The organism is Bacillus sp. SH5-2 (assembly GCF_008368905.1).
GTDB classification, from domain to species: Bacteria; Bacillota; Bacilli; order Bacillales; family Bacillaceae_G; genus Bacillus_A; species Bacillus_A luti.
In genome coordinates this window covers 63,994-87,358 of record NZ_QOSD01000009.1, presented here as the reverse complement: position 1 = coordinate 87,358, position 23,365 = coordinate 63,994, and the positions used below count along the sequence as shown (strand labels likewise).

25 protein-coding genes are annotated in these 23,365 nt (G+C 33.8%); 5 read left to right on the top strand and 20 right to left on the bottom strand.

The window, feature by feature from the left end; translation table 11 throughout:
• Nucleotides 1-17 precede the first annotated feature (17 nt).
• The 5 genes from DN410_RS08020 to DN410_RS08000 form a co-directional block, all read right to left on the bottom strand.
• Nucleotides 18-737: a lysophospholipid acyltransferase family protein gene (locus DN410_RS08020; protein WP_149176106.1), complete on the bottom strand. Its 720-nt coding sequence runs from the start codon at nucleotides 735-737 to the stop codon at nucleotides 18-20.
• 112 nt (nucleotides 738-849) lie between these two features.
• Entirely contained in the window at nucleotides 850-1,485 is a 636-nt protein-coding gene (locus DN410_RS08015) for an FMN-dependent NADH-azoreductase (protein WP_001991934.1), read from the bottom strand.
• 242 nt (nucleotides 1,486-1,727) lie between these two features.
• A complete protein-coding gene (gene pbpC / locus DN410_RS08010) occupies nucleotides 1,728-3,713 on the bottom strand; it encodes a penicillin-binding protein 3 (protein WP_149176105.1) in 1,986 nt (661 codons plus the stop codon).
• A 157-nt stretch (nucleotides 3,714-3,870) separates the two neighbouring features.
• Complete coding sequence (locus DN410_RS08005) at nucleotides 3,871-4,359, bottom strand: dihydrofolate reductase (protein ID WP_149176104.1); 489 nt, start codon at nucleotides 4,357-4,359, stop codon at nucleotides 3,871-3,873.
• 19 nt (nucleotides 4,360-4,378) lie between these two features.
• Nucleotides 4,379-5,335, bottom strand: a complete 957-nt coding sequence (locus DN410_RS08000) for a thymidylate synthase (RefSeq protein ID WP_149176103.1) — start codon at nucleotides 5,333-5,335, stop codon at nucleotides 4,379-4,381.
• A gap of 198 nt (nucleotides 5,336-5,533) precedes the next feature.
• Here DN410_RS08000 and DN410_RS07995 point away from each other — a divergent pair, with 198 nt between their 5' ends.
• Nucleotides 5,534-6,991 (top strand): serine hydrolase, encoded by a 1,458-nt coding sequence (locus DN410_RS07995; RefSeq protein WP_149176102.1) that lies wholly within the window; start codon nucleotides 5,534-5,536, stop codon nucleotides 6,989-6,991.
• Nucleotides 6,992-7,043: 52 nt separating this feature from the next.
• On the opposite strand, the gene DN410_RS07990 is transcribed toward DN410_RS07995, so the two are convergent.
• The 6 genes from DN410_RS07990 to DN410_RS07965 all read right to left on the bottom strand — a co-directional run bounded on the left by DN410_RS07990 (nucleotide 7,044) and on the right by DN410_RS07965 (nucleotide 11,890).
• Nucleotides 7,044-7,976 (bottom strand): aminoglycoside phosphotransferase family protein, encoded by a 933-nt coding sequence (locus tag DN410_RS07990; RefSeq protein ID WP_149176101.1) that lies wholly within the window; start codon nucleotides 7,974-7,976, stop codon nucleotides 7,044-7,046.
• A gap of 11 nt (nucleotides 7,977-7,987) precedes the next feature.
• On the bottom strand, nucleotides 7,988-8,374 hold the full coding sequence (locus DN410_RS07985) for a VOC family protein (RefSeq protein WP_001094649.1): 387 nt from the start codon (nucleotides 8,372-8,374) through the stop codon (nucleotides 7,988-7,990).
• A 1-nt stretch (nucleotide 8,375) separates the two neighbouring features.
• Nucleotides 8,376-9,011 (bottom strand): HAD family hydrolase, encoded by a 636-nt coding sequence (locus DN410_RS07980; RefSeq protein ID WP_149176100.1) that lies wholly within the window; start codon nucleotides 9,009-9,011, stop codon nucleotides 8,376-8,378.
• A gap of 107 nt (nucleotides 9,012-9,118) precedes the next feature.
• Nucleotides 9,119-9,706 carry a YpjP family protein gene (locus DN410_RS07975; protein WP_149176099.1) on the bottom strand — a complete coding sequence of 196 codons (588 nt, stop codon included), beginning with the start codon at nucleotides 9,704-9,706 and terminating at the stop codon, nucleotides 9,119-9,121.
• A 281-nt stretch (nucleotides 9,707-9,987) separates the two neighbouring features.
• Nucleotides 9,988-11,187 (bottom strand): ABC transporter permease, encoded by a 1,200-nt coding sequence (locus DN410_RS07970; RefSeq protein WP_149176098.1) that lies wholly within the window; start codon nucleotides 11,185-11,187, stop codon nucleotides 9,988-9,990.
• Nucleotides 11,180-11,890 carry an ABC transporter ATP-binding protein gene (locus DN410_RS07965; protein WP_149176097.1) on the bottom strand — a complete coding sequence of 237 codons (711 nt, stop codon included), beginning with the start codon at nucleotides 11,888-11,890 and terminating at the stop codon, nucleotides 11,180-11,182. The genes DN410_RS07970 and DN410_RS07965 overlap by 8 nt, the downstream gene beginning before the upstream one ends.
• 153 nt (nucleotides 11,891-12,043) lie before the next feature.
• On the opposite strand from DN410_RS07965, the gene DN410_RS07960 reads away from it, so the two are divergent.
• Together DN410_RS07960 and DN410_RS07955 are read left to right on the top strand one after the other, a co-directional pair.
• Nucleotides 12,044-12,475, top strand: coding sequence for a GNAT family N-acetyltransferase (locus tag DN410_RS07960; RefSeq protein ID WP_149176096.1), 432 nt, complete (start codon nucleotides 12,044-12,046; stop codon nucleotides 12,473-12,475).
• 29 nt (nucleotides 12,476-12,504) lie between these two features.
• The gene (locus DN410_RS07955) at nucleotides 12,505-13,032 is read left to right on the top strand and encodes an HAD-IIIA family hydrolase (protein ID WP_149176095.1); all 528 of its coding nucleotides are present in this window, start codon (nucleotides 12,505-12,507) and stop codon (nucleotides 13,030-13,032) included.
• 196 nt (nucleotides 13,033-13,228) lie between these two features.
• On the opposite strand, the gene DN410_RS07950 is transcribed toward DN410_RS07955, so the two are convergent.
• From DN410_RS07950 to DN410_RS07920, 7 genes are all read right to left on the bottom strand, one after another.
• Nucleotides 13,229-13,714, bottom strand: a complete 486-nt coding sequence (locus DN410_RS07950) for a DUF2975 domain-containing protein (protein ID WP_149176094.1) — start codon at nucleotides 13,712-13,714, stop codon at nucleotides 13,229-13,231.
• A 185-nt stretch (nucleotides 13,715-13,899) separates the two neighbouring features.
• On the bottom strand, nucleotides 13,900-14,340 hold the full coding sequence (locus DN410_RS07945) for a GNAT family N-acetyltransferase (protein WP_149176093.1): 441 nt from the start codon (nucleotides 14,338-14,340) through the stop codon (nucleotides 13,900-13,902).
• Entirely contained in the window at nucleotides 14,337-14,810 is a 474-nt protein-coding gene (locus DN410_RS07940; RefSeq protein WP_149176092.1) for an SAM-dependent methyltransferase, read from the bottom strand. Before DN410_RS07940 ends, DN410_RS07945 begins: the two co-directional genes overlap by 4 nt.
• Before the next feature lie 98 nt (nucleotides 14,811-14,908).
• Complete coding sequence (locus tag DN410_RS07935) at nucleotides 14,909-15,598, bottom strand: aspartate/glutamate racemase family protein (RefSeq protein WP_149176091.1); 690 nt, start codon at nucleotides 15,596-15,598, stop codon at nucleotides 14,909-14,911.
• 177 nt (nucleotides 15,599-15,775) lie between these two features.
• Nucleotides 15,776-16,984 (bottom strand): iron-containing alcohol dehydrogenase, encoded by a 1,209-nt coding sequence (locus DN410_RS07930; RefSeq protein ID WP_149176110.1) that lies wholly within the window; start codon nucleotides 16,982-16,984, stop codon nucleotides 15,776-15,778.
• Between the two features lie 87 nt (nucleotides 16,985-17,071).
• Nucleotides 17,072-18,511, bottom strand: a complete 1,440-nt coding sequence (locus DN410_RS07925; RefSeq protein ID WP_149176090.1) for a GntP family permease — start codon at nucleotides 18,509-18,511, stop codon at nucleotides 17,072-17,074.
• A gap of 216 nt (nucleotides 18,512-18,727) precedes the next feature.
• The gene (locus tag DN410_RS07920; RefSeq protein ID WP_149176089.1) at nucleotides 18,728-19,393 is read right to left on the bottom strand and encodes an HAD family hydrolase; all 666 of its coding nucleotides are present in this window, start codon (nucleotides 19,391-19,393) and stop codon (nucleotides 18,728-18,730) included.
• Between the two features lie 194 nt (nucleotides 19,394-19,587).
• Here DN410_RS07920 and DN410_RS07915 point away from each other — a divergent pair, with 194 nt between their 5' ends.
• Nucleotides 19,588-20,385, top strand: a complete 798-nt coding sequence (locus DN410_RS07915) for a lipid II flippase Amj family protein (protein ID WP_149176088.1) — start codon at nucleotides 19,588-19,590, stop codon at nucleotides 20,383-20,385.
• Between the two features lie 24 nt (nucleotides 20,386-20,409).
• Nucleotides 20,410-20,985, top strand: coding sequence for a nucleotidyltransferase family protein (locus DN410_RS07910; protein ID WP_149176087.1), 576 nt, complete (start codon nucleotides 20,410-20,412; stop codon nucleotides 20,983-20,985).
• Nucleotides 20,986-21,021: 36 nt separating this feature from the next.
• On the opposite strand, the gene DN410_RS07905 is transcribed toward DN410_RS07910, so the two are convergent.
• Together DN410_RS07905 and DN410_RS07900 are read right to left on the bottom strand one after the other, a co-directional pair.
• Nucleotides 21,022-21,933, bottom strand: a complete 912-nt coding sequence (locus tag DN410_RS07905; RefSeq protein WP_149176086.1) for an alpha/beta fold hydrolase — start codon at nucleotides 21,931-21,933, stop codon at nucleotides 21,022-21,024.
• Between the two features lie 45 nt (nucleotides 21,934-21,978).
• On the bottom strand, nucleotides 21,979-23,319 hold the full coding sequence (locus DN410_RS07900; protein WP_149176085.1) for a sodium-dependent transporter: 1,341 nt from the start codon (nucleotides 23,317-23,319) through the stop codon (nucleotides 21,979-21,981).
• Between the last annotated feature and the right edge of the window lie 46 nt (nucleotides 23,320-23,365).

Genomic DNA, 23,365 nt, shown 5'->3' with positions numbered 1-23,365 from the left:
AGCTGAAACCTTTTTTATTACTTATGTAATTGAGATGCGATGACATCTTGAGTATGCTTTGTTAATTCTTTAATATCCATATCCGCATATTCTTCAGATGTAATTGGCTTAGAAATCGTTACTGTTGCATGCGCTCGCTTCATGCGATTTCCATTCGCTTCAAACATTTTATATGTCCCATCTAATGTTACAGGTAAGATTGCTACACCAGATTTTACAGCAAGATGAAAACTCCCAGCCTTAAACTCTCCAATTTCGCCACCCTTACTTCTCGTTCCTTCAGGGAAAATTACGATAGAATGCCCATTCTTCAATAGTTCAATTCCATCTTTAATCGCTTGAAGTGATTGGCGACGATCGCTACGGTCCATAAATACACAATTCATAAGTTCCATCCAAGTTGGTACAACTGGGAACTTTTTAATCTCTGCCTTTGAAACGAAGCCAATTGGTTTATTCAAATAACCTAGTAAAACAGGGATATCCATATTACTCTGGTGATTACTTACAACTAGTACCGGCTTGTCTTTCGGAACATTTTCAAGTCCTTTAACTTCTACTGTCCCCCCAGCTACACGTACCATTTTCTTACCAAACCAATTTGTCGTTTTGTACACAGCATTATCTTTTTCTTGTGGCAACATCGTATTTACTTGTCTTTTAAGACGCCACATTCTCGGTGTAATCGCAATTACGATTAAAATTAAATAAAAGATTTTAAAAAACGTTTGAATCATACAGAACCCCCACCTATTATCATTCCGACCTTCATTATACTAGACAAACGAAGGAAAAAGAAGAAAAAATGTCCAAACAACAAGTGTTTGGACATTTTTTAAGCATTCTATATTAGAAACGTTTTGCTAATTCACGAGCATTAGCAATTGCTGCTTCTTTAATTTCTTGTGCTTTTTCAGGGTTTGCATTCATACCTTCAACTGCAATATATTCAGTATCATTTACACCGACAAATCCTAATACAGTTTTTAAGTGATTGCGTCCGAAGTCTACAGCTGCGTATGCTCCTTCAGAATATACGCCACCTGTTGCTTGAATGTGAAGTGCTTTTTTACCTTCTAATAAGCCAACTGGACCATTTTCAGTATATTTGAATGTTTTACCTGCGATTGCTACGTTATCTAAGTATGCTTTTACTACTGGTGGGTAGCTAAAGTTCCACATTGGAGTTACGAATACATAACGATCTGCATGCATAAATGTTTCTAAGTTTGTGTTCATTGCTGCAACTTTTTGTTGTTGAGCTTCAGTTAAAGTTTCAAAGCCTTCACCTGCTGCAAATTTACCCCAAGCAGCAAATACATCTGCATCGATTGCTGGTACTGTAGTGTTGAATAAATCAATTGTTACAACTTCGTCTTGTGGATGTTCGTTTTTATAAGCTTCGATGAAAGCTTCCCCTACTGCCATTCCGAAAGAACCTTCTGCTGAATTTGGATTTGCTGTAATAAATAGTACTTTTGTCATTGTATTCTCTCCCTTTTTACACCTTATCTTCAATTCGAGATTTATAATTTATAAGTAAATAACTTACCTTATGTAAGTATAATACAAAAGGTTACACTCGATGTCAATAAAAAAATAGCTACTTTTTTTTCGTAAGTTAATGATTTATTTTGTTTCCTTAAAATTTAGTATACAGATATTAAGAATCCTTTCACACAAAAAGGCTACCTCTACAAATTATAGAGATAGCCTTCTATTACATATTATTTTTGAAATACATGTTTTACTTTTTCTGCAGGAATATTACTTCCGCCTCTACCTTTTACATCTTCTATCATCATTGTAATGACCATATCCGGCGCATTTAAATCAAATGCAGCAAACCAGCCTAGTTCTTTTCCTTCTGCCTCTTTTGATACTTTTAATTCCGCTGTACCTGTTTTTCCAGCTAGCGTCATACCATCAATTTTAGCAATTTTCCCTGTTCCATCTGGATCATTAATTACTTTAGTCAAAGCAGTTTTTAATATATCCTGATTTCCTTTCGAAATTACATTCTCTTTCCATGCTTTTGGTTGTTTATCTGTTTTAATAATATATGGAGAAGGTATGTTTCCGTCATTAACAATTGGTGCGTACGTTAATGCTAGATGGAGTGGCGTCATTAATACTTGCCCTTGTCCATAACCTGTGTCTGCCATTTGAATATCATTTTTAATACCATCATTTGCAATTTTAGAAGCTGGGAATCCATATTCAATTGGTAATTTCTCATCGAATCCGAATTTTTTCGCTTCACTCATAAATTTGTCTTTTCCAATTTTCAAAGCTTCTTGTGCGAAATAAATATTATCCGAGTATTTCATCGCCTTATCAAAGTCAATCGGATTTGCATCTTTTACGCGCGTTACATAATAATTGCCCCAAGAAGAATCTTTTGTCCATTTCAATCCTTCAATTTTCAATTCTTCTTTCGGATCAATTGTTTTCGTTTCAAGACCAATTGCACCTGTAATAGGTTTAAATACAGAACCTGGAACTGATAATTGTGTAAATCGATTTGTCATCGGTTTCTTCGGATCATTATTTACCGCATCGCGTTGCGCCTTTGACGCCCCTCTTGTAAGGGTATTTGGATTATAAGCTGGCGTGCTCACAAGTGCAAGTGTTTCTCCAGTCTTTGGATTAATTGCTGCACTTGATCCTACCTCATTTTTCATTTCATTATAAATTTCGTCTTGAACAGCACTATCAATTGTTAAAGTTACATTTTCTCCATCAACAGCATCTGTTTTTGCTAGATTTTTAATTTCTTTTCCTTGTGCATCTTCTACAAAGACACGGCCACCTTTTTTACCACGTAGCTTTTCTTCCAGTACTTGCTCCAAACCAGCTTTACCTACTGGATCATCCGCTTGATAGCCTTTCTTTTGTAGCGTTTTTAAATCTTCAGCATTCACTTTTCCGATATAACCAGTAAGATGTGCTGCTGCTTCTCCTAATGGATATGAACGAACATTTACTGGTTTTGTTGCAACACCCGGTAGATCAATGTACGTATTTTGCGTTGCCCCTTCAGGTAATATTCCAATTGGTACAAGGTAATTTGGTTTTACCCATTTAGCTGCTAGTTTTTGATCAATTTCTTCTACAGACATATTTAACAACTTTGCTACTGTTTCTTTCGTTTGCGGAGCAGCATCCCCTAATTTTTCTGGAATCATTCCAATTTCAGAAGCTTTACCATTTACCGCAAGATATTTACCGTTACGGTCATATATTTCTCCACGTTTTGGCTCTGTCGTTTGCATACGCACTTTACTATCTTTCGTCATGCCTGGGAATATAAAATCAGGAGTCCAATCTATTTTCCAAGATTCTTTATCTCCATCTTTTTCCTTCACCATTTTTGCTTCATGGCCAAAAGTGATTGTACCACCAACTGTATCCATGCTTACTTTAAAAGGAACAGGACCTTCATCTTTTTTATCTTCTTTTACTTCTCCTGTTTCTACTTTTAAGTTCTTCACTTCAATGCCAGAATAAATTTTTTCATATTTCTCAGTGAACTCTTTCTTTGAAATATCTTTTTTCGCATTTTCTGATAATTGTTCATACATATCTGCAAACTTTTGTTTATTCCATGCTTTTGCATATGTATCAAACGCTTCTTGTGGTTTTTCTTCTTTACCGCATCCGACTAACATGAATGTTAAGCAAAGAAAAAGAATCCCCCATATCTTTTTCAATCGATTCTCCTCCTCTTTCTATACTAGTGCTTTTAAAAATTTTAGCATTTTTTTACATGCTATCTTTTATTATAGCACTATCGAATCTCATCTATAAACTTATATTTATGAATACAAATAAAAAGATTGATGTGAATTTTCACATCAATCTTTTTGATTATTGTTTCTTCTCATATACATGGTAGTAATACGTATACGGATTTTTTTCATCTGTTAAACCTTTTTCCACAAAAACTTCTTCCCAATTTGTCATATCCATTTCTGGGAAGAATGTATCTCCTTCAAATGCATAATGGATTTTTGTTATATATAACTTGTCTACATAAGGTAAAAAGAGATCATAAATTTGCGCTCCGCCAAAAATAAAAATCTCTTCTTCATTTTTGCATAGCTCAAACACTTCTTCTACAGAATGTGTTACTTCACAGCCTTCAACATGATACCCTTCATTGCGAGTTACAATAATATTACGTCTTCCAGGCAGTGGTCTACCAATTGCTTCATAGTTCTTTCTTCCCATAATAAGTGGGTGACCCATCGTTGTTTTCTTTACATACTGTAATTCACTTGGTAAACGCCAAGGTAAATTATTATCTTTACCAATTACTCTATTCTCGTCCATTGCGACCATAAATGAAACTATCATCTTTTCATCTCCTCTACAATTACACTGCAACTGGTGCTTTAATTGCTGGGTGTGGATCATATCCTTCAATTGTTAAATCTTCCATTTCAAAATCAAACACAGATTTCACATCTGGATTTAATGTAAGTTTTGGGAATGGACGTGGTTCACGTGCCAATTGCTTTTCTACTTGCTCAAAATGATTCGTATAAATGTGTGCATCTCCAATTGTATGAACAAATTCTCCCACTTCAAGTCCGCATTCATGTGCAATTAAATGTGTTAGTAGTGAGTAACTTGCAATGTTAAATGGAATTCCAAGGAATATGTCACCACTTCTTTGATATAACTGACAAGAAAGCTTTCCATCTGCTACATAAAACTGGAATAGCGTATGACAAGGCGGTAAGGCCATACTTGGTACATCTTCTGGATTCCAAGCAGAAACAATTAAGCGACGTGAATCAGGCGTTTTCTTAATCATATCAATTACATCTTTTAGCTGATCAAGTGTTTCACCAGCTGTCGTTTTCCAAGCACGCCATTGTTTTCCGTATACGTCTCCTAAATATCCAAATTTCTTGGAGAATGCATCGTCTTCTAAAACGTTCTTTTTAAACAATTCCATTTGCTCATCGTATTGCACTTTAAACTCTTCATCTTGTTGTGAGCGAAGACCGAAATCAGTCATGTCAGGACCAGTATACTCGTCACTTTCTATCCAGCTCTTAAACGCCCATTCATTCCAAATGTTATTATTATGTTGCAATAAATAACGAATATTTGTATCACCTTTCATAAACCAAAGCAGTTCACTTGCTACAAGGCGAAATGGTACTCTCTTTGTCGTTAATAAAGGAAACCCTTTACTAAGATCAAAGCGCATTTGATATCCAAATACAGATACAGTTCCTGTCCCTGTACGATCTTCTTTCTTCGTACCGTTCTCCATTACATGACGGCATAAATTTAAGTATTCATATTCAGCATGTTTCATATGTAAAAAAACCTTCTTTCAATCTTATATGCAATTTATCATAACATGAAAAACCATAAATTTAATAATCCTAATTAATAAAATTTCTTGCAGTAATTCTTACAAAATTATTAACTTTCTATATTTAAAAAGGTTTTCATTTTCTATTACCGAAAGTATAGTGCGGTAGGGAAAAATTTATATTTGGAGGTTAGAAGTATGTCTAAAATTGAAACGCCTGTTATGACTTCTTTACAAACAACGGTTGAAAAAATGATGAAGGATTTAAAAGTTCCTGGCGCTGCTGTAGCAATTATAAAAGACGGTGAAGTTATTATTTCAGAAGGTTTTGGCTATCGAAATATAGAGACAAAAGAGCCTGTTACACCAAATACTTTATTCGCAATCGGTTCCTCAACGAAAGCTTTTGGTACACTCTCATTAAGCTTATTATCACAACAAAAAAAGTTTAATTGGGATACTCCTGTCCAGTCTTATATACCTAACTTCTCTTTATCTGACATACTAGCTAGTTCACAAGTTACAGGGCGTGATTTAGCTTCCCACCGCACAGGAGTAAGTCGTCACGATGCCCTCTGGTACAGTTCTTCTTTAACTCGTAAAGATTTAGTAGAAAAAATAAAACATTTATCACTTGATGCCCCGTTCCGCACAGCATTTCTATATAACAACTTAATGTATGCGACAATTAGCTATATTGTGGAAAACATTACGAATCAAACGTGGGAACAATACGCTACAGAACATATTTTAGAGCCGTTACATATGAGGCATACAAACTTCTCTATTACAGATTCACAAAATACAGCTGATTACGCATTACCTTACGCTAAAGAAAATGGTGAAATAAAAGAAATACCATTCCGAAATATCGATACAGTTGGAGCTGCCGGATGTATTAACTCTACCATTGAAGATATGGCAAAATGGGTCCAGCTCCATTTAAACGAAGGGAAAATAGAAAATCATGATTTAATTTCTACTGAACTACTCCAAGAAATGTATACACCGCATACACCAATCCCGGATCAGCCAATGCTAGCAACAAGTGAATCACCATTAAACAGCTACGGATTAGGTTGGTTTATTAGCGCTTACCGCGGTTATAAACTTATTCATCATGGTGGTAATATTGATGGATTTTCTGCACTTGCGTCATTTATGCCAAACGAAAAGATCGGTATTATTGTACTAACAAATTCCGGGCAAACTTTACTCCCTACTTACATTACAAAACATATATATGACGAACTTCTCGGACTAGAATTTATCGACTGGCATGAACGTGCTGTAGAAGATAGTGAAAAAATGAGAGAAATGATGAAGGAGACATTAGAATCACTTCCTGAAGCAATAAATGGAACTACACCTTCTCACAAATTAGAGGACTACACCGGTACTTTTGAACATCCTGCTTATGGAACATTACAAGTATACAAACGAGATGAATCCCTATATGTACAATTTATGGAGATGGAGATTCCATTGCAACATCATCACTACGACATTTTCACTGCACCAATCGACTTATTCCAAATGAAAATGAGCCTATTATTTGCTTATGAAATGAATGTAAGTGGTGAATTCCCATCCCTTCAGTTGCATGTACCTGCTATGTTAAGTACACAGCCGCTTGCATTTACGAAAGCTAAATAGTTTATTTAATAATAATCAAAAAAGTAGGTGTGAAATTACACACCTACTTTTCCTATTTTTCATTTATTATTTCACTATCAAACCAAATTGGCTTCGACAGTTCAAAATTTTTATGATCTTCTAACACAATAGTAAGACGCTCTAACATATCATCCAACATATGCGGTGCTGCTCGTAATGTCCAGACAACTGATGAGAAAACTGTCATGCCAACGTACACCGCGTATAATTTCCAGAACTCCTCTGGTATTTTCCTATTAAAGTATCCTACTATTTGTCCGATTGAATACGGAATACTAATATCCCTTGCAAACAGTGCAATCTTTACAAAATCATGAAGTGGGTCGCCCCAGTCGTAGCCATTAAAATCAACAACACCTACATATTTTCCATCCCGTACAATTATATTTTCTAAATGAAAATCATCGTGTTGAAATCGATTCGGGCGGTTCTTTAAATATATTTCATTTTCATCTATAAACTTTATGATGTTATCATCATTTTTTATGTTTATTCCGCATGTTTTGTATGCCTCTACATATTTACTATGTTTCTTCATTGCTCTTTCATACCATGGAAGTATATCCTTAGGAGCTTCATATGTATGCATTTTTGCTAAATCTTTTCCTGCCTCTATACCAATATCATATTGTTCTTTTGGTGAATACGTAGGCAATAGCTTCTTCGCATCTTCTCCTTCTAAATATGAAAAAATACTATAGCATACACCTTCTTCTTCCAATATACCTATTTCAATTGGCCTTTGTGCCTGTACGTTACGTTTTACCATTTCATTTAAAATTTGAAACTCTATTTTCTTTCTTTCATACTCTTTTATATCGCCTGTCCGAAATAAATATTTTTCATTATTTGCATTCGTAATTACATATTTCTTATCTGGAGAGAAACCTTTAGAAATTTCTTCAATATTCGCTGCATCTTTTACAATTTGTATATTGTTTTGCCGTGCTGTAATTATCTTCACATCTATTCCCCTTACATTTCTGCATTTGGTGTATAGGCAACTTCTACAATAAATCCATTCGGATCGTAAAAATCAATCGTATAGTAACCTTCCGAATAATGATTCATTTCAATTGGACCACGTATTACCTTCACTTTCGTACTTGAAAGAAAATCTGCTACTTCATCAACTACTTCTCTATGAATAGCTTGATAACAAATATGTCTAGGCCCTAACGTCCTTACGATTTCCTCATCTACTTCTTTAAAATATATTTCACTTTCTCCTGTGCTATATGCTACTTCATTTAACTTTCTCCATCCAATTATGGAAAACAACTTATTATAAAAACAAATGGACTCCTCCAAATTCGCTACCCAAAATTCAATATGATGAATACCTGCTCGAAGTGTATTCATATTAAGAATACGCCCCTTGTACTACTTGTACAATTTCCATCGGCGTATGAACCATAAAATCTGGTGCATCTTTTTTCACTGTTTCAATGACATCATATCCCCAAGATACCCAAATTACGTTCACCCCAGCCTTTTTACACGCTGCTACGTCTCGCTGTTCATCACCGACATATAACATATCTTTCTCTGTTATTTTTTTCGATTTTAAAAACCTTTTTATCATTTTATCTTTACCGAACAAATTTTTAGAACAATACACTTCTTGTATATTTTCTATATCATTATTGTGTAAAAATGCCCGAATATGCTCTTCTGAGTTCGATGATATGACTGCAATTCCGTAACCTTTTTTATGTAGTTCATCTAATACCTCTTTCATCCCATGAAACAAAATGAGATCTTTTATAGCAGGTTGATACAATTTATAAAACTCCAGCGCTAATATTGGTAGTTTATACAGCGGTACATCAAGTTGTTTACATCTTTCTGGCATCGTTAATTTACGTAAATACTCAATTTCTTCTTCTCTTACCGTTTTATATCCGTGCTTTTCAGCAAGTTGATTATAAATTGGTACAAATATATTTTGTGAATCTACTAATGTGCCATCAAAGTCAAAAACAATATATTTTTGCATTGCCATACTCCCTTTACTTCTTTTTTCTAAACCTATCTTATTCAACAACATAGTCGTCTTACCCTTCTATAAACATAAAAAAAGAACAAGATTTTCTCTCGTTCTTTTTAAGAAAGCCATTTTGGCGGCACATTCGTATTCCAATAAATATTTCCTAACTCATGATGTCCTGAGTACCCATCGTCAAAACGGTGATAGTGGAAATTAAAATAATAACCATCTTGCGGTGGATGATCTCTTCTTACGTGGAAACGCAATAAGTCATTTCCTGTTTTCGTATCGTAAACGTGAAAAATCTTTTCATTACTTCCACCAGCTGGTTTTTGAGAAATCGCTAATGATTGTAACGAATCTTCCGGTACATCATTTGCCAGTTCAGCAATTGCCTCTTCAATTTTCGGTAAAATTACATCTTTAAACTCATCTTCAATTACTGGACCAATTTTAGTACCAAACTTTTGCATCGACTGCTTCTCTGCTTCTTGCATTGCATAAGTAATAAAAGTATCGGTGGTTAACCTGTCATTCGTTTCTTCATATGTATAGGACGTACTCTCCAAATTTTGTTGCCTAGCTGTGCTTGTAGGCTTGTCCGCAGCTTTGGCATTATCAAGCAATATGGAAGGAGGCGTCACTAAACCAAATGTAAATACGGTAATTAATGCGACTAAGGTTTTTCTAAACCAATTTGGCATTTATGTTCCCTCCCCTTTCACTCATTATATTTTATATAACGGTTGTTTCTTCTATTATACAAAATGATTGTAATTTTTGCACTTTACAATTTTGTTAACGTTCACATATTTTTCACTTGAATATGAAATTGTAAGATTTCATACACTATAAATAATAACAATGAGGAGGCGACCAGATGACTTTAGATGTCATGTATTCTGCCGCAAGCATACTCGTTCTAGTATATTTTATTTATCAATGTGTTACAGACTAGAAAAAGAGCCATTTTCAGGCTCTTTTTCTATGGTAAAAATACAATCCAACCCATCAATACTATAAAAACAACCCCGGCGATTACAGCTGGCAATAAATAAAAATAAGAAAGTATTACGATTCCATACAAAAGTATGGCTGGAAGTAGTAAATAACGATCCGCCTTCCACCTTAACAAAAGTAATTTCCCTTCTTCACAATATAAATGAAGAAACATTTTTTGCGTAAACGCATTCCAATAATCACGTGCATAACGTGAAATTGCAAATAAAGCAAATACGAGAATTATAGCTGCAATCCACCTTGGAGTCATAATAATACTTACAGTGCTTATACATACAATTTGAATATAAAATATTCGTGCACTACTTGTACGGAAAAATTCTTTCAAAAAAGATTCAACAATACGAGAATCGGCTTTCTTCCTTAAAAACCTTTTAGAACGTGGAAACATCCACGGTTTTTTGTTCGAACTACTCGGCTTAACAGTATGGCCACCAACTTGTATAATACCAGTCGTCCAGCGCATGCTTTCTTCTTTTTCTTTCTCGACTTCTTTGTAAAAGTAATTTTTATAATTCATCTTCTCTTTTACTAATACAATAATTAAAGAAATTGCTAGACTGATAAATAGAATTGAATAAAATGGATTTATATAAATAAAAAATAGACTAATTACAAAAAAGGATACACTCATAGAAAATATTATATTTTTTACAACCCATAAAACCCATCGTTTCCCAACACGTACATGAATAAATCTCGTCAACAACGACAACAAAAATCGAAATACAGTAAAGAATGCCCAAAGTAATATGACTTGTATCTCTGTTGCCCCGATACTTTTCATCAACACTGGTAACATAATAACGACTACTATTACATTCGTTATCGCTATTCGAACAAATGTGTAAATCATGCCATACTGAACTAATTTTTGCATATGAGCTGGATACGAAATTAAAAATAAACTATCTGCTTGTTCAAAAAATGAGCGAACTCCTCTCGAATATGTTACAAGATAAAATGCGAGTAACCCTAATACGAAGTAAATCGTCTCTTCCATTGATAATTCATTTATCCATAGTGACCGGTAATAGATTCCCATAAATATAAATGCTGGAATAATAATATAAAACGCAACTGTCCAATCTGTTACCGAACGTATAGACTTCCATTTCCGCTCAAGTTCATGGCGCAATCTTTTATAAAACTGTTGTTTAATCATGTTGTTCACGCCTTACAATTGCATCAAAGCAGTCTAATAATGGACTCTCCGGCATTTCAGCTAATGTTTGAATCGAATGTAAGTTCCCATCTGCTATTAACGTTCCTTGCGAAATAAGCAAAAATCTCTCACAAATTCTTTCAGCAGTATCTAATACGTGCGTACAGAGTAAAATCCCTGCCCCGCGTTCTTTCTCTTTATATAGATAACTTAAAAATTCTTTTGTAGCTACTGGATCTAAGCCGATAAAAGGTTCGTCAATTATATAAAAATCTGGTTCCGTTAAAAACGCCAATATGAGCATTGATTTTTGTTTCATACCTTTTGAAAACTTTGATAAATACTCATGCTTATGCTTATCCATTCGAAATGTATGTAATAATTGCTCCGCCCGTTCTTCCCAGCTTCCAATTTCACTTCCACGAGCTGCCATTAATAATTCAATATGCTCCCAAAGCGTCAAATAATCATAATATGTTGGATGTTCTGGTACGTATGCATAAGAATTTTTCTTTTTACCAAATGATATTTCACCATTCATATTTATAAGTAATCCGAGCATCGTTTTAATCGTCGTACTTTTCCCGGCACCATTTGCGCCAATAAGAGCAACTAACTCACCCTTTTCGATGGAAAAAGCAATATCATGAATTGTTTTTTCGCCTACTTCATATCCAGCAGAGCGGATATTTACTTTTAACATACATTCCCCTTCTTTCCATTTTCAATATAATCAAGGAAAAGAATAACATACAACTATCTATATATCATTATAAAATATTTATTTTTATGGCAGGAAAAAACGTTTTTTAACAGAATATTAAATGTTTGATTACATTTTATTGGAGTGGATAGTATGTCTTTTCAAATTCGTGAAGCGACGATAGACGATATTGATGCACTTTGCTCTTTAACGAAAGAATTAAAAGGTTCCTCTATTTCCTATGAAGATATGAATAACCGATTGCACTTCGTACAAATGAGTCCTTTTGATTTTTTATATGTTTACGAGGAAGAAGAAACTATATTTGGATTACTTGGGTTTCGTATACGTGAAAATTTAGAAGATGTAACTCGGTATGGAGAAATTTCAATTATTAGCGTTGATTCAACAATAAGGCGTAAAGGCATTGGACAAGTGTTAATGGATTATGCAGAGCAATTAGCAAAGAAGCATAATTGCATTGGCACATGGCTAGTTAGTGGAACAAAAAGGGTAGAAGCTCATCCTTTTTACAAAAAATTAGGATATGAAGTAAATGGATATCGATTTGTAAAACATTTTTAAACTACTTATAAATTGAAAGGACTATAACTATGACAAACATCGAAGCTATTTTCATTGATCGTGACGGTACAATTGGCGGCGACACTACAATACATTACCCAGGCTCTTTTACATTATTTCCTTTTACAAAAGCAGCCTTACAAAAACTAAAAGCTCAAAATATAAAACTTTTCTCTTTCACAAATCAACCGGGTATCGCAGATGGAATAGCGACTGTAACTGATTTTGTACAAGAATTAGAAAGTTTCGGTTTTGATGATATTTACCTATGTCCCCACAAACACGGTGATGGTTGTGAGTGCCGTAAACCAAGTACAGGTATGCTTCTTAAAGCAGCGGAAAAACATGGACTAGATTTAACGCAATGCGCTGTAGTTGGTGATCGATGGACTGATATTGTTGCAGGAGCAAAAGTAAACGCGACAACGATTTTAGTACGAACGGGCGCTGGATATGATGCTTTACATACGTACCGAGACAAGTGGGCACATATTGAGCCACACTACATTGCAGAAAACTTTGAAGATGCCACAAACTGGATATTAAATCAACTATAAAACAATTTAAAAGAGACGTTTCACTCTGTAAAATAAAAAAATAGCAATACATATCCTCTCTTACAAAAACAAGAGAGGATATGTATTGCAGGTTTTGATTCACACGCCACAATGTAAAACATGGTTTATATTGCCTTTTGAGAAACAAACATTACAAATAACATCGATATTAACAATAATTGTCATACCTTCCATCTCAGACTGTCAAATCATTTTCTGATTTTATATTAATCGCTTCTTGTAGAAGCCTTTGGAGGATGGCAGCAAAAACAGCAATAACGAGCGCAGCAAAAATGATGATGAATCCCATTAATCCAATTGGAGGATCAACTTTCTTCGCTATAAAACGAAAGAGTGGTATAGCTACTATATACAAACCACTAATTGTAATTGCACAACACTTTATGTTCTTTAACGCCTTTACAGATAATCCCGAGAAAGCTCTGTTCCTGTCAATATATTGCAAAAGATTAAAAGCCTGATGAAGAGCAATGTAAAAAGGTACAGCCGCTCCATACATGACAATGAAAACAAAATATTTCATCAGGATAATATTTGGATACAGCTCTGTCGCGAAATTCGCCATTTTGGGCACTAAAAATATACATAAAGCAAACACTGCAATTCCAGCCAGAAAAAGAATTACTTTTAAGAAAGTAGTTGAACCTCGTTTAACATTCATTTACAATACCTCACTTATTTGATGACAATATGATTTTATCACTATTTTTATTGTTTTACAATAAATTAATATCGTTTTTTATTATAACATTATTGTTATAACCCTGTTTTTTGACAAAAATAAAAAGAATTTCTCATTACAAAGAAATTCTTTCACTTGAAAATGTCTCTTTAATTTTATATATTTTAAAACGTTAATTCATAATGGAAATAACGATTATCTCTTAAATAACCATTTTCAGCGTATAATCGCTGCGCTGATAAATTATCAATCTCTGTTTGTAATTTTACACCTTTTGCGCCATTTTCTAATGCGAATTTTTTAGCAGCCTCTAATAATTTTTTACCTGTTCCGGCTCCGCGCTTCGCCTTTTGTACAAACAGATCATTTAATATCCATAACTCTTTCATCGAAATTGAAGAAAATGATGGATATAATTGCGTGAATCCAATATATTCACCCTCTTCAACTGCCACGAAAATAACGGATTCTTTTCTCTCGATGCGATTTCGTAAAAATGCTTTTGCGCCTTCTATATCTGAATCTTGTTTATAAAACATACGATAGTTATTAAATACTGATGCTAGTCCATCTAAATCTGCAATTGTTGCCTCATATATTCTCATTTTACTCCATTCCCCTTCCAATACTGTCTCATTATATCTGTTGCCCATTTAGGCTGTTGTATGTCCTCTTTCGGCATAAACTCTTTCATTATTGGCTTTATATCCAATATAGGGGTGCCATCAATAGCATCTAATCCCTCAACAATAATTGATTTACCTTCTCTTTTTATTACTTTTACAATTGTCACACCTATGCGATTCGGACGATTTTTTCCACGCTGTGCAAAAATACCTACTTTAGGATAAGCATTATTATTTCTAGGATGTCTAGCTAAATATTGAATTTGTTCAGCAGTTACCTTATGAAAATAAAAAACAATTTCAATATGAGAAAAATCTTCAATTCCCTGTATACTTTCTTCTGTATACATATCAGTTAAAGTAATGCAGGATCTAACTTCTCCCCACTCATCATCTTTTATTTCCTTTCTTTCATTATGTACAAATGCGATTGGTTGAACTGAAAACATACGCATTCCCCCTTAAATGTAACCACTTACATTATAAAATATTTTCTGAATGTTTTCCAGATAGATGCACTAAGTTTACATAACATAATTATAATCTATTATTCTAAAGAGACATTTACAGCTTCTATTGCATGTATATGAGTAGTATCAAATACTGGGACTGGTACGTCTTCTTGCTTTATTAATAACCCTATTTCTGTACAACCTAATATGATTCCCTGTGCTCCTTTTTCCACTAACTCTTCTATGACTTTTTTATAACATTCTCTAGATTGAGATACTATTTTTCCTAAACATAATTCTGTATATATTACTTCGTTTACTTTTTCTCTATTTTTTTCTGATGGTACTAATACTTTTATATCGTTCTCTTCTATTCGTGACTTATAGAAATCTTGCTCCATTGTATATCTCGTTCCAAGTAGACCGACTGTTTGAATGCCTTTTCTTTTAATTTCTTTTGCAGTTGCATCAGCAATATGCAAGACTGGAATATTAATATTTTCCTTTATTTTGTCAACTACCTTGTGCATTGTATTTGTACAAATGATTATAAAGTCTGCTCCTCCTATCTGCAGTGAATATGCCGCCTTCCCTAATACTTCTCCTGCGCCATTCCAATCTCCGTTAGACTGGAATCGTTCAATCTCTTCAAAGTCAACGCTACTAATCATACATTTTGCTGAATGTAATCCTCCTAATCTCTCTTTTATTTCTTCATTAATAATTCGATAATATTCAGAAGTTGATTCCCAACTCATACCACCTATAAGACCTATCGTTTTCATATAAACACCTACCTAAACTATTTTTATAAAACTAATAACAACATTTTATTGTGTATATTATACATAATAAAACAAGACTTTAAGTTTATAATATAAAGTCTTGTTTTAACTAAATTTAAGATGTCAATAATGAAAGTTAATTCTATATTCATTTCCAAGGAAATTTTTATAGAATATTCAGAAATTATTTTCCGATGTTTTTATAGAATCTTCATATTTGTAATTAAAACATTCTCGATACAACTGTTCGATTTCATCATAAGAAGGTACTCGTGGATTATTACCCGGGCTACCACTTACAATTGCATCTTTCGCCATTTTAGTAATAGCATTTTCAAATTCAACTTCATTAATTCCGTATTCTTTTAAATTTGGAATACGAAGATTAAAACAAAGTTTCTTTATCTCAGCAAGCGTGTAATTCGCTACTTCTTCATCAGAATATGAGTGCAAATCTTTGTTTAAACTACGTCCAATCTCTGCTAACCTTTTCACTGCACTTGTTTTTGTAAACTCTAAAACTGTAGGTAATAGTATGGCATTCGATATACCATGTGGTACATGAAATAATGCCCCCACTGGCCGAGACATTCCATGAACTAATGTAACGGATGCATTGGAAAATGCGATTCCAGCTTGTAATGAGGCAATCATCATCGCTTCTCTTGCTTCCATATTATCTCCATCTTCATATGCAATACGTAAATATCTCATAATACTTTCAATAGCTGAAAGAGCAAGTACATCTGTAAGTGGCTGTGAAACTTTAGAAATATATGCTTCTATTGCATGGCACAATGCATCTATTCCTGTTGCTGCCGTAATCTGGGGTGGTACCGAACATGTTAATATAGGGTCTATAATTGCTACTTGTGGTATAAAACTCGGATGCTTCATCATCATTTTCACATCTGTTTTTTTATTCGTAATTACTGCTACACTTGTTACTTCTGATCCAGTACCAGAAGTTGTTGGAATTGCAATAAGTGGTAGTGGATCATTTTCTATTTCGATATTCTTTTGAACGTAATATTCAATTTCTCCACCATTAGTATATAACACTGCTACCGCTTTCGCAGCATCAATACAACTCCCACCACCAATACCGATAATAAAATCACACTTTCCTTCTTTACAAATAGTTAACGCTTCTAATACGTGTATATTTGTAGGCTCAGCATTCACTTTATTATATGTAATAACAGTAATACCTTTCTTATTTAGTTGTTTTATACACCTTTCAACATAACCTAATTTCTCCATAATTGTATCAGTAACTATAAAAGCTCTTTTCCCTAACTTTTTCGATTGTTCTCCCAGTTTTTCAAGCGAATTTCTTCCATATAATACAGACTTCGGCATACGAAACTCAGCAACTTCTTGCAAGTATTCCACCCCTTCTTACCCTAATTAATATTTTATGAAATAAACTATCGATTTGATGAATCTTTACTATTGTAATTCCAAATATTTTTAATAGATTCCTGTTAAAGTATAGAATGCGATGACTGCAAATACAGCAACCGTTTTCAAAATTGTAATAGCAAATATATCTTTATATGACTGTTTATGTGTTAATCCTGTTACTGTCAGAATAGTAATAATTGCACCGTTATGCGGTAATGTATCCATACCTCCTGATGCCATTGATACAATACGATGCATAACTTCTAATGGAATATCAAATTGATTGGCTGCTGCAATAAATTTATCTCCCATAGCACTCAAAACAATTCCCATTCCTCCTGATGCGGATCCTGTAATACCTGCTAGTATATTCGTCGTTACCGCTCCATTCACTAAAGGATTCGTGAACGTTGCAGAAATACTATCTCTCATTATCGCAAAACCAGGAAGTGCTGCAATCACACCACCAAAGCCAAATTCAGCCCCTGTATTCATTGTTGCAAGTAGTGCTCCCCCAATACTTGTATTTAATCCAGCCTGAAAACCAGTTACTACTCGTTTCCAATATAATAAAAGTGTTGAAACTATCCCAATAATAAGCGCCAACTCTACTGACCAAATCCCTACTACTGCACTTAATTCTACCTTTCCAAATGCTTTCATACCAATTGCAGAAAAATCAAAACCGTTCGGATACCACTTCGGTATCATGATTGTGAAAACTTTATTCATTACACCTACTAAAATAAGTGGTACAAACGCAATTACTTGCTGTACTTTCGTAATTTCAATACCGCTCATTACTGGCATAGCTTTTTGTTCTAATTGTAAAGATGACGCCATTTCATTATTCCCATCATTAAATCCGAAATACCCTTCTCCTGCTGCCTTAGCCTTTTTACGTCTACTCTCTAAATATAGTAAACCTAACGTTAAAACAAAGATTGCTCCTAAAATACCTAGTATCGGTGCTGCATAAATATCAGTTTTAAAAAAAGTTGTAGGTATTACATTTTGAATTTGTGGTGAGCCAGGAAGTGCATCCATTGTAAACGTCACTGCTCCAAGAACAATCGTTCCAGGGATTAAACGCTTTGGAATATCCGCTTGTCGAAACAACTTAGCCGCAAACGGGAATATAGCGAATACCACTACATACACACTAACACCGCTATATGTTAAAATAGCTCCCATTAAAACAATCGCTAAAATTGTACGTTTTTCCCCAACTAACTCTACAATTGTCTTTGCGATTGAATCAGCAATTCCTGACATTTCTACTACTTTCCCAAATATTGCTCCTAGTAAAAATACTGGAAAATATAACTTAATAAATCCTACCATTTTCTCCATAAAAATATTAGAAAAGAAAGGTAATACAAAACTAGGTTCTGTCAAAAATACTGCAAATAATGCAAAAATCGGTGCAAATAAAATAACAGAGAACCCTCTATATGCTACAAACATAAGTAAGCTAAGTGCTAATAAAATAATAACTAGCTCCAATTATACCCCTCCTTTAAACTGAAAATTCAATCTTTTATTGATAAACTTCTGTAACCTTGTCACACTCTATTCTTTCATGACAAACCTCCTCTATTTGTTACAAATTTTTCATGCTAAAAATGTCTAATTATACATATTCGATTACATATGAAAAATCCCTTTAAACAATAACGATTTCATCGTCATACGTTATAAAGGGACTGTTAGTGTTTATATTTATTGCTTTATCAAGCTATTTTCTATACAAAAATGATATAATCCTTCTACATCATTCGCGATATGGGTCACACCAACTTCTGTCAACTCTTTTTTACTTCCATAACCATACAAAACTCCAATTGAAGCAATTCCATTATGATTCGCACCAATTATATCGTGCTTCCTATCTCCAATCATAACAATTTCTTCTTTATTAAGTTCATCATTTGTCTGTAGAATATGAGCAATGATTTCTTCTTTTTTTATTCTCGTACCATCTAAATTACTCCCGACGATATCTTCAAAATAATTCGTTAATTGAAAATAATCTAGTACTTGTTTCGCAAATACCGTAGGCTTTGATGTTGCTACAAATAAACGATTTCCCGATTTTTTTAATTGTTGCAATATATCTGGAATACCCTCGTATACATTATTTTCAAACAATCCACTTTGCTTTAAATACTCACGAAAATAGAAAACAGCTCGTTCAACTTCTCCTTCACTCATATTATATCTTTCTATGAATGATTGTTGAATGGGAGGACCAATAAATGAATCTAACTCGTTTGCATGCAATTCTTCAATTCCTACTTTTTTTAACGCGTACAAAACTGCATTCACAATGCCTTCTTTCGGATCCGTTAATGTTCCATCTAAATCAAATAAAAATGTTTTATACATGTTTCCTTCCTCCACTCACTTCATTGTATATGTAAACGAAAAATATCTTTTACCTACCTCTCTCCTATTATACTATTATTATCCATTTTTCTGATAAATTACTTTTCCTATGTCACGTACTTTCAGTTACAAAATACGATAGATATGATAAAGTGAAACAGTTACAATTATTTTAATAGAAATTGGTGAAACAAATGTCAATTACGTTAATTTTTATAATGGCTTTCACAATTATCATCCACGCAGTCGAAACAAGTTCTTATAGTATTCGATTAGCGGGGGTTCGTTTAAAAAAGATTGCAGTTGCTTTATCTGTCGTAGGAATGGTACTGCTTATTTCCAGAACATCTAACTTACTACAAGCCTTTTTAATCGGTGGTATTGTCGATGAAGCAAAGCTAGATTCTTCTATTGATTTAGAGCATATTATACGACTCGTACTATTATCTGCTTCTATCGGTACATTACTTGCAATTATACTTTATCCGACTTTGACAAAGCTATTTGGGTATGTCATTCAAAACTTTGAAACAGATGGTTCATTCATTCGAATGATGAAAACAAATAACATTCAAAAATTAAAGTACACAAAAAAATATGTACGCTTTCCAAAGCTAGAAATGATTCATCGGATGAGGATCGGTGGTATCCCAAAACGTATTATGCTTATCAACATGTTTGCTACTGCAATTTATACAGCGGGTGTTCTGTCAGCCCTTTATGCTTCTTTTCTAAATCCAGATTATGCTACGAACGCAAGTACAGCTTCCGGTCTTGTGAATGGTTTTGCTACCATTTTATTAACGGTGCTACTCGATCCACGCATTGCTCTTTTAACAGAGCGTGCTTTACAATCAGAAAATGGTGCTGAATCTATGGGTAAAATGTATGGTTGGCTAATGATATCTAGACTTTTCGGTACTTTATTGGCACAGCTCCTATTTGTACCAGGTGCTTACTGGATTTTATGGATTATTGAACTAATGCATTAATTTACTAGAAAGGTGAATATATCAATGAAGATACAAACAGAGCAAGATATAATTCGCTCAATAGAAAACGATGAATGGATGATGAATGTATTACAAATCGCAAAATCACTAGGGCTACCTGATTGGTGGATTTGCGCCGGATTTGTCCGTTCTAAAATTTGGGATACTTTACATAACTACGAAGTAAGAACAACTACACCAGACGTGGATGTCATTTATTTTGATCCTTTTCATAAAGATGAGGCATACGAACAATTATTAGAAAAGAAGCTGATAAATTTGGATGCTTCTATACCTTGGTCAGTTAAGAATCAAGCTCGTATGCATGTAGTGAATAACATGCCACCATACTCTTCTTCCATTGATGCTATTTCTAAATTCCCTGAAACTGCAACCGCTTTAGGCGTTACACTTGACGAACAAAATAATGTCATATTAACGTCTCCATGTGGAATAGAAGATGTACTTTCATTACAAGTGAAGCCTACAGCTTACTTCCTTGAAACGAAAGTACGGATACATATGTACAATAAAAGAGTTACTAAAAAGAATTGGCAAAGCAAATGGCCTAACATAACTATCACTTATCCAGAAATTTAGAAAGGGTGCTTCTTATTTGTAGAAGCACCCTTTTCTTCATTTCAAAAAATGAATGACTGTTTCTGCGAATCGATTTGCTTCCTCATAATGAGGTGTATGACCACTCTCTTCAAACATAATATACGTACCGTTTCGAGCATCTTTATTAAATGTGTCAATTTGTTTTTCACACGTTACTACATCATGTTTTCCTACTATTAATAACATTGGACTCTGTACATCTTTTATTTTAGTTAATAATGACGTAAAACATGCTCCTTCTGACTTTAATCTATCAAAATGGATGTTGGAACGATTTGAAAATGCATCCCACTCTTCGTCACTATATAAACTATCATCAGTTTCATCTTCTTTATAATTGTAAATCTCCATTCTTTTTTCTTCTAATTTAGCGCTTAAACTTATATAAGCTTCGAGCAACTCTTCTGAACTAGCATTTGCATTACTAGATGAATAAGCAAAGCATTCTGCTGCCGCTAATTCTTTTCCATACTTTTTTAATAAAATTCCTGTCTTTTGTAGTAATGCTCTACTTGTTAATGCAAAATCGAAAGTTGGCCCTTCAAATATGATTTTCTCTATTGAATTTGGATATATCGACGCATATAACAATGCTAAATATCCACCGAAAGAGTGTCCAACTATAGACCACTTCTCAATTTGTAATACTTTTTTTAATTCCTCACAGTCTTCAATCAAATCTTTTAATCCAAAAGTTTCGTCTTCAGTAATTTCTTCTGAGCGGCAAACACCTCTTTGATCTATCATAATTACATATAAATAATCTTTTAAACGTTCCGCTTGATGAAATGAAAAATCATAGCAACTTTCTCCTGGTCCACCATGCAAGTATAGGACTGGTTTATTTTTAGGATCTCCATGCGTTTCAACATATAGCTTTTTCCCTCTAATATTCATGTATTTCCCTGTTTCTATCAAATTCGCCATAAAAATCATCACCTTATTTTTTACTGAATATTATAACATTTAAACTTAAATAATCCCTACTACATTTAAAAAGACGATGATTATTGCAAGTGGTGCTACAAATCGAAGTAAAAATGCCCAACAAGTAAATACTTTCTTTCCGTAATTTCCACCTACAAAAAACTCTGCTTCTAGCACCTTCTTTTCCATTTTGAATGAAACGAAAATACTAATAAATAGTGCTCCAAGTGGCATTAATATATTACTAGATAAGAAGTCTACTGCATCAAAAATATTCTTTCCAAAAATCGTAATATCACCCCATACTCCAAATGATAACGCAGATGGTATACCTACTATGAAAATGCAGAAACCGATCATCCATGATAATTTTGTTCTTCTTTCTTGTTCACCATTTGCTAATGCTGAAACAACTGTCTCTAATAGGGAAAATGCCGATGTTAATGTCGCAAATGTAAATAATGCAAGAAATACTGTTAAGAAAAACCCACCGAATGGAATTTGACTAAATACAGATGGTAGTACGATAAATAGTAGTCCAGGCCCTTCTGTCGGCTCCATGCCTAATGAAAATACGGCCGGAAAAATAGCAAGACCCGCAAATAAAGAAACAAATAAATTCAATCCAACAATTGTAACTGCTGATTTTGGTAAACTTTCTTTTTTATTTAAATAGGAACTATACGTAACCATAATTGAAATCCCTATACTAATCGCAAAAAATGATTGGCCCATTGCGAACAAAATACTTTCTGAAGTAATCTTTGAAAAATCTGGTTGTAAGAAAAACTTCACACCTTCCATTGCATTATCAAGTGTTAGTGAGCGAACAATAAGAGCGACAAATAAAACAAACAATGCTGGCAACATATATTTACTCGCTTTTTCAATTCCGTTTTGTACACCTTTTGATACAACCCAAATCGTAATGAACATAAAGGCGAAATGACCGATAATGGCCCAAGCGGGATTCCCAATTGTTTCAGTGAATAATGTACTATAGTTTTGTCCTGGAGTAATAAGCTGTCCTGTTACTCCCCTGAATAAATAAATTAATACCCATCCACCTACAACACTATAAAATGAAAGTAATATAAAACATGTTCCAACCCCAAGACGTCCAATCCAATGCCATCCTGTATTTGGCGCGATACTTTTAAATGCTCCAACTGCTTGTTTCTGTGTACTGCGTCCAATCATAAATTCAGCTATTAGTAATGGTAGTCCAATTAATACAGTAAATAATATAAAGATTAAAAAGAATGCTCCTCCACCGCTCTTCCCAGCGATATAAGGAAACTTCCATATTGCACCTAGTCCAATTGCTGATCCTGCTGCCGCCATTATAAATCCTAATTTCGAAGTCCATTGCTCCGTCTGTTTCATCTTGTTTTCCTCCTTTTTAAATCTTTTTATATAAATAATTAAATTT

Excerpts from the sequence above, each read along its gene's own strand:
- DN410_RS08000 (WP_149176103.1), bottom strand. The coding sequence starts at position 5,335 with ATGAAACATGCTGAATATGAATACTTAAATTTATGCCGTCATGTAATG.
- DN410_RS07900 (WP_149176085.1), bottom strand. The coding sequence starts at position 23,319 with ATGAAACAGACGGAGCAATGGACTTCGAAATTAGGATTTATAATGGCG.
- DN410_RS07940 (WP_149176092.1), bottom strand. The coding sequence starts at position 14,810 with ATGTTTTCAGTTCAACCAATCGCATTTGTACATAATGAAAGAAAGGAA.
- DN410_RS08020 (WP_149176106.1), bottom strand. The coding sequence starts at position 737 with ATGATTCAAACGTTTTTTAAAATCTTTTATTTAATTTTAATCGTAATT.
- DN410_RS07975 (WP_149176099.1), bottom strand. The coding sequence starts at position 9,706 with ATGCCAAATTGGTTTAGAAAAACCTTAGTCGCATTAATTACCGTATTT.
- DN410_RS07945 (WP_149176093.1), bottom strand. The coding sequence starts at position 14,340 with ATGAGAATATATGAGGCAACAATTGCAGATTTAGATGGACTAGCATCA.
- DN410_RS07995 (WP_149176102.1), top strand. The coding sequence starts at position 5,534 with ATGTCTAAAATTGAAACGCCTGTTATGACTTCTTTACAAACAACGGTT.
- DN410_RS07935 (WP_149176091.1), bottom strand. The coding sequence starts at position 15,598 with ATGAAAACGATAGGTCTTATAGGTGGTATGAGTTGGGAATCAACTTCT.
- DN410_RS07910 (WP_149176087.1), top strand. The coding sequence starts at position 20,410 with ATGAAGATACAAACAGAGCAAGATATAATTCGCTCAATAGAAAACGAT.
- DN410_RS07965 (WP_149176097.1), bottom strand. The coding sequence starts at position 11,890 with ATGTTAAAAGTAAATATCCGCTCTGCTGGATATGAAGTAGGCGAAAAA.
- DN410_RS08015 (WP_001991934.1), bottom strand. The coding sequence starts at position 1,485 with ATGACAAAAGTACTATTTATTACAGCAAATCCAAATTCAGCAGAAGGT.
- DN410_RS07980 (WP_149176100.1), bottom strand. The coding sequence starts at position 9,011 with ATGCAAAAATATATTGTTTTTGACTTTGATGGCACATTAGTAGATTCA.
- DN410_RS07955 (WP_149176095.1), top strand. The coding sequence starts at position 12,505 with ATGACAAACATCGAAGCTATTTTCATTGATCGTGACGGTACAATTGGC.
- DN410_RS07960 (WP_149176096.1), top strand. The coding sequence starts at position 12,044 with ATGTCTTTTCAAATTCGTGAAGCGACGATAGACGATATTGATGCACTT.
- DN410_RS07915 (WP_149176088.1), top strand. The coding sequence starts at position 19,588 with ATGTCAATTACGTTAATTTTTATAATGGCTTTCACAATTATCATCCAC.
- DN410_RS07920 (WP_149176089.1), bottom strand. The coding sequence starts at position 19,393 with ATGTATAAAACATTTTTATTTGATTTAGATGGAACATTAACGGATCCG.
- DN410_RS08005 (WP_149176104.1), bottom strand. The coding sequence starts at position 4,359 with ATGATAGTTTCATTTATGGTCGCAATGGACGAGAATAGAGTAATTGGT.
- DN410_RS07950 (WP_149176094.1), bottom strand. The coding sequence starts at position 13,714 with ATGAATGTTAAACGAGGTTCAACTACTTTCTTAAAAGTAATTCTTTTT.
- DN410_RS07905 (WP_149176086.1), bottom strand. The coding sequence starts at position 21,933 with ATGGCGAATTTGATAGAAACAGGGAAATACATGAATATTAGAGGGAAA.
- DN410_RS07985 (WP_001094649.1), bottom strand. The coding sequence starts at position 8,374 with ATGAATACACTTCGAGCAGGTATTCATCATATTGAATTTTGGGTAGCG.
- DN410_RS07970 (WP_149176098.1), bottom strand. The coding sequence starts at position 11,187 with ATGATTAAACAACAGTTTTATAAAAGATTGCGCCATGAACTTGAGCGG.